At 40.1% G+C, this 6,000-nt stretch carries 5 protein-coding genes; 4 read left to right on the top strand and 1 reads right to left on the bottom strand.

Going from position 1 to position 6,000, the window contains the following annotated elements; translation table 11 throughout:
- Positions 1-614: 614 nt before the first annotated feature.
- From F9Y84_RS20315 to F9Y84_RS20305, 3 genes are all read left to right on the top strand, one after another.
- Positions 615-1,643: an alpha/beta hydrolase gene (locus F9Y84_RS20315; RefSeq protein ID WP_167508285.1), complete on the top strand. Its 1,029-nt coding sequence runs from the start codon at positions 615-617 to the stop codon at positions 1,641-1,643.
- A 453-nt stretch (positions 1,644-2,096) separates the two neighbouring features.
- Positions 2,097-2,363: a sigma factor gene (locus F9Y84_RS20310; RefSeq protein WP_147390589.1), complete on the top strand. Its 267-nt coding sequence runs from the start codon at positions 2,097-2,099 to the stop codon at positions 2,361-2,363.
- Between the two features lie 46 nt (positions 2,364-2,409).
- Positions 2,410-3,603 (top strand): MFS transporter, encoded by a 1,194-nt coding sequence (locus tag F9Y84_RS20305; RefSeq protein WP_147390588.1) that lies wholly within the window; start codon positions 2,410-2,412, stop codon positions 3,601-3,603.
- A 247-nt stretch (positions 3,604-3,850) separates the two neighbouring features.
- Here F9Y84_RS20305 and F9Y84_RS20300 read toward each other — a convergent pair whose 3' ends face one another.
- Positions 3,851-4,747 (bottom strand): LysR family transcriptional regulator, encoded by an 897-nt coding sequence (locus tag F9Y84_RS20300; protein ID WP_167508284.1) that lies wholly within the window; start codon positions 4,745-4,747, stop codon positions 3,851-3,853.
- Positions 4,748-5,016: 269 nt separating this feature from the next.
- Here F9Y84_RS20300 and F9Y84_RS20295 point away from each other — a divergent pair, with 269 nt between their 5' ends.
- Complete coding sequence (locus F9Y84_RS20295) at positions 5,017-5,736, top strand: SDR family oxidoreductase (protein ID WP_125252613.1); 720 nt, start codon at positions 5,017-5,019, stop codon at positions 5,734-5,736.
- Positions 5,737-6,000 lie beyond the last annotated feature (264 nt).

Here is a 6,000-nt window from a genome sequence, read left to right as displayed (position 1 = left end):
TTGTTAATATCAGAGCGAGTTTCTTCTACAACTGTAAGGTGTTCAATCAGGTTCATTGGTTGCGCCTAGCAATGGGATTGGCGCTATTTGATCATAAATTAGCTAAAAGTGCGATCCCGCCCTGGGGTCAGCTCTGAGTGAGCAAAATGCTGAAACATGCTTTAACAAAGGAATACTACACAGTAGACTTTTGCTTATTCGTTTTGCTTCTGGCCGAATACGCCTGTAATGTCATCAATAGAATCAACTTTAAAGTCATAAAAATTATCCGATGTGATAATTTAATGCTATGTATCTTTTTTGGTTACACGGTTAACTTTGTTAAACATGCACTATATATTCGGCATATGACAAATTCCTAAACAAAAGGACGCAAAATGACAATGGATGAAATGATGAATACTACAAGAAATATCAGCAAACCTAGTAGGATTAATAACTTCCTGTTAGAAGTTTATTTATCTCTAAATTTTTGAATAAAAATATATAACAACCGAATTTTGACAGGGTTCTTAAAGCTCGGCGTGTGCACTAGTGCTGATTATTTTATTCAATTATTTGTGTGTTAATTAGGAAGGTGTTAGCCTACTTAAATTAAATATAGGGTATTACCGTTGTTATCTAAAAGCAAAACTGTCTTAAGTTTTTGTTTATTTGTACTGTTACTTCTTAGTTTCGGTATAACTTATGAACAAGTCTCTCGAAATAATACATTATTAAAGTATCCAGCTAACGGCTCATTAGTTGATATAGGTTCTCGCTTTTTGCACATTGACTGCAGAGGGGAAGGTACGCCTATTGTTATTCTTGAATCAGGCTTAGATACTTTGGGTTCATTAAGTTGGTCAGCAGTTCATGACCAATTAGCTCAAACAACGAGAACTTGTGCTTATGATCGTGCAGGTATCATGTGGAGTGACCCTCGGCCCCGAACAAACAATTTGATGCAAGATATTGCGAGTGATTTAAATAAAGCGCTTGTTATATCGAATGAGAAACCTCCATATATTATGGTTGGTCATTCATTTGGTGGTGTATATATTACGAAATTTACTGAGCTGTTTGAAAAAAAAGTTGCTGGTATTGTGTTGATAGACTCACCTCATCCAGAGCAGATGGATTTAGTTCAAGATGTTGAAATACCATTGATTCTATCTTTAAAAAATTCAGTTTTCCAAATAGTTAAGCCCATTATGGATATAATAGGTTTAACTCGTATTATAAATAATCAGGCTAGTTTCGCTTTTCCAAATCAATCACAGTATCATTCAGAAGCTGTGAAAGCCTTTGCACCATTATCTGATCATACTTTATCTCAGGAAATTTTGAATTACTCTGTTGGTCTAAAACAAATCCGTTCACTAAGAAACTTTGGCGACAGACCTATGTTTATTCTCGGTAACATTGTTAATTACACAAAAATGTCTGATCTACAACTTGCCAATGCAGGTTTAAGCCGTGATATTGTGCCGGCAGTAATGGAGCAAGACCGTTATATGTTTAACGACCAAGCATCATGGTCATCTAATAGTCATTTGAAATTATTCCATAACACGTCGCATTACATACAATTTGAAAAACCTACCGAAGTAATCAATACGGTGTTATTCGTTATCAGTGAGGTTAAAAGGCAAGCTGATTAGATACTGTGCCTGCGTGTATTATTGAGTTAATACTGATCTACACTAATATTTGTTCATCATGGTTGTGTCAGGCTCAACTTAACATTGCAGCGAATTGCTTCGCTTTAGCATCAAAACACTTTGAAATAAGGTTGCTGTACACGTTTTTGATTAATTATCCCCTAAATTAATAACTCCGAGTTTGGATCTAAGCTTTTTACAGCATCTTAAAAGTACAACTTTGAAAAAATGCGACAGCGAGTAGCAAGTTATGTAGAAAGCATGATTTTTGACCAGGTTATTGTTGTACCTAATTACAGTTCGTTATTGAGAGTGGTTTCTATTTGCGGTATTGTTACACGAAGCCTTACAGTATTGCCTGGATTCTCTTTCTTAGCCCGTAGTTATGTGGTTAGTAACGATTTATCAATAACTTAGAGGTTATTTTCAGCAAAAGGCCGTAGGTAATCAGAGGTGTATACTGTATCTATGGCGGGGGTAATAGAAAAGTACCGACTAGAAGTCAGCCGATTTCTCATCAGAAAAGTTGGTTGTGCTGAAACAGCTGCAGATATCTTTCAATCGGTTGCTGAAAATATGCTAAGGCGCAGCCCTGACCCTCCTATTGATGATGTGCGGGCATTTTTATATCGAGCAGCGAAGAGTGCGGCGGTTAACCAGCAACGCACTGATCGCACACTAGATGACAATCATCTTGAGGACAGATGTTTGGGTGAATAGATGAAGTCGGAAAACTGTCAAAACCTGTTGATGAAATGGAGCTCAAATGACCAGCATAAGGAATAATACTAAATCGTTGCAGGCAACATCTTTTAGCTTAAAGCCAATGATGTTTGAAACCTTTGTATGCACTATGGCAATGATGGCCTTTGCGGCCTTAGCTGCACCCATTTCTCGAGTTATAGGATTGTCAGCTTGGCAAGTAGGTGCCGCTGTAACTGTAGCTGGGTTAGCCTGGGTTATCATGGCACGGGTGTGGGGGAGACTAAGTGACAGAAAAGGTCGCCGTCCAGTGATGTTGTTCGGTCTCACTGGATTTGTGGTTAGTTACTTTATATTGGCGCTGTTTATTGACTATGCCTTACACAGTGCAATACTGCCTGTGATGGCTTTTATTGGTATTGTTGTTGGTCGAGGGATCGCTGGATTTTTTTATGCGGCGGTACCTGTAACAACGGCAGCGTTGGTAGCAGACCATATAGCACCAGATAGCCGTGCTGGTGCAATGGCTGGAGTTGGCGCTGCAAGTGCTGCTGGAATGGTGATTGGCCCTGGTCTTGCTGGTTTGCTTGGGCCAATAAGTTTAAGCTTGCCGTTGTATATTACAGCCTTTTTTCCGGTTATCGCGCTGCTTGTTCTATGGCGCGTATTACCAAAAGTAGAGCTGCATGCTCAGCCATCGGCTAATACAGTAAGCCTCGGTGATAAACGTTTGCGAAGTGCTGTTGGAGTCGCATTCGTCAGCACTTTTAGTGTGGCGGTGGCGCAAATTATAGTTGGCTTTTTTGTACTTGATCAGCTCCAACTTGAACCCGCCCAAGCAGCTAGGGCTGCGGGTGTTGCTTTGGCTATTGTTGGAGTTGCATTGATTATTGCCCAGATTGTATTGCAGAAATTAACATGGCAACCAAAACAACTAATCTTGTGTGGCGGGCTCATTGCTGCTGTTGGGTTTGTAAGCGCTGTGTTGGCGGTCAATACCATGACTATTTGGGCAAGTTATGCAATAGCTGGGTTTGGTATGGGCTGGATTTATCCATCGGTCTCTGCACTGGCTGCTAATTCGGTCAACCCTACCGAACAAGGCGCGGCTGCTGGTATAGTGTCGGCTGCTCAAGGGTTGGGAATTATCAGTGGGCCGATAGTTGGTACTGGACTGTATGGCGTTGATAACACCATGCCCTACTTGCTGATTGCGAACATGCTAGTGGTGATCGTGTTTTGGGCAGCGAGACGTTAAATGTTTTGGGGGCAGTTTATGCCCCCTAAATATCGCGCACCAGTGGCGTACCGATGAGGACAAGAGTATGACGAATTAATTAATCGTGCATTTGCTTTTTTTAAAAATTACGAGTATTTAACTACTTTTAACTATTTATCCCAAGTGAAGGTTGTTTAGTATGGAAGCCTTTGGCTTTACCTAAAACTTTGTTGATAACTTATTTTGTTAAACGGTTGACTTCGGAATAACGAAGGGACGCCACTAGCTAAGTATTTAAGAAGTATGCTTTTGTAAATTCAATAAATGCAGCCAGTCTCTTAGCTTGATGTTTATCCTTGTGATAAAGAAGAGAAAACTCAACACTTGGAATGTGCCATTCAGTAAACACTTCCACCAACTTTCCTTCGTCTATCGCATTTTGACAATAAACCCGAGGCACGCGTATTATTCCGAGTCCATTAAGAGCACCACTGATCAATACTTGTCCGTTTTTACAACGTAAGGTACCGTCAATGGAGACGGAATATGATTCATTTGTTTGATGGTGCAAGTAGCGCCAATGTGCAACAGAGCCGGTTAAGCAGCAATGCATTTGCAACTCTTTTGGGTGCTTAATCACCGGTTTACCAGTTAAATAATTGGGACTTGCGAGCGTACACATTTCTATCATACATAATTGCCGTGCGACAAAACCTGAGTCTTCGAGCTTCCCCATACGAAATGCAACATCAAATTCATCGTTAATTAAGTCAACTCGATGGCTACTAAAATCAAGTTCAACAGACACTTCAGGGTGCAGTTTCATAAATTCACTAACGAGACTCGCAACGTAGACTTCACCCAAGTACCCACCAACGCTGTTGACTCGGATACTTCCCTTAAGATTATCATTATCATTAATGGCATCTACTAGGGCATATTCAATTTTTTGTATTGCGCTATGACATTGAGCAACCAGTCGTTTACCACTATCCGTTAATTTTAATGTTCTTGTTGTTCTTTGTAGCAGCGTCAAACCAGTTTGTTTTTCAAGCGCACTTACTCTTCTTGATATATGTGACCGAGAGACCTTAAGCAACTCTGCCGCGCTAGTGAAGCTACCCTGTTCAGCAACTACGGCAAAAATACGAATATCATCCAAGCTTATTTGGTCAATTATCACTAAACACTCTCCTTATTCTAAAAGATCTAATGAAGCATCATTGTTAGAGTTCAAAATCCGAGCAACTGATTAGTATTACATAGTCGTGATGTTTATTGTTGCTCAAGTGCAACAGTGTTTCAACTGAAATGATATATATGCACTAATAAACTAGCTTTAAGATAGTACCTAGTCACTCAATAGCATTAAAGCTTAATGGAAAAGCGATGGTTTATTGCTTTTCGCTACAAGATGGGTGTTCAATTTTAATCGATAAAAGGTAATCGAATATGAAAAAGCTAGTTGTTGTTACAGGTGCGAGTTCGGGTATTGGTGAAGCAATTGCACGTCAATTAAGCGCACAAGGTCACCCATTGCTGCTGCTCGCACGTCGAGTAGAAAAATTAGAAGCACTGAATTTGCCCAATACGTTGTGCGAAAAAGTTGATGTTACGGACAAACATGCTTTTACAGCAGCAATACTGAAAGCAGAGCAATTATTTGGAGAGGTCGATTTATTAATAAATAATGCGGGGGTTATGCTACTGGGACAAATTGACACTCAAGAGCCAAGTGAGTGGAAACACATGTTTGATGTGAACGTTATTGGGTTACTGAATGGTATGCAAGCCGCACTTGCCCCTATGCTAGAACGAAACACGGGAACGATTATCAACATTAGCTCTATTGCAGGTAAAAAAACATTTCCAAATCATGCGGCATACTGCGGCACTAAATTCGCTGTACATGCCATTTCTGAGAATGTAAGAGAAGAGGCTGCCTCAGCCAATGTTCGTGTAATTACGATTGCCCCAGGGCCAGTTGAAACCGAGTTGCTTTCTCATACCACTTCTGACGACATAAAAGATGGCTATGAAAACTGGAAAAAAGACATTGGTGGAGCGTTGAGTGCCGATGATGTCGCAAGAACGGTTATGTTCGCATACAACCAACCACAAAATGTATGTATTCGTGAGATAGCAATAGCACCGACTAAACAGCAACCTTGATCACAAAAGCAGTAAAGCCGCTTTCCCTTTGGTTGGATACATAAACCAGTTGTAATAAGTGCTTGTTTTAATCGCGCTACCTTACTTGTTAGCTTAACAATAAGCGCTATTGGTTATTTGTAGACTTAACGGGAGAGGCGTTCGCGCTTAATTAATGTGATAGTTCATTCGAACAAATAAACACGCAATTGACGTGGCATGGTTATCGCGAAGTCTACCTATATTGGTAGCCATGGTAATTTAGACAATATGATTTATAGGCAT

The organism is Pseudoalteromonas peptidolytica, assembly GCF_012641745.1.
Taxonomy (GTDB): Bacteria; Pseudomonadota; Gammaproteobacteria; order Enterobacterales; family Alteromonadaceae; genus Pseudoalteromonas; species Pseudoalteromonas peptidolytica.
The sequence above is the reverse complement of the archived record's forward strand: the minus strand, read 5'-3'. Positions and strand labels throughout refer to the sequence as shown.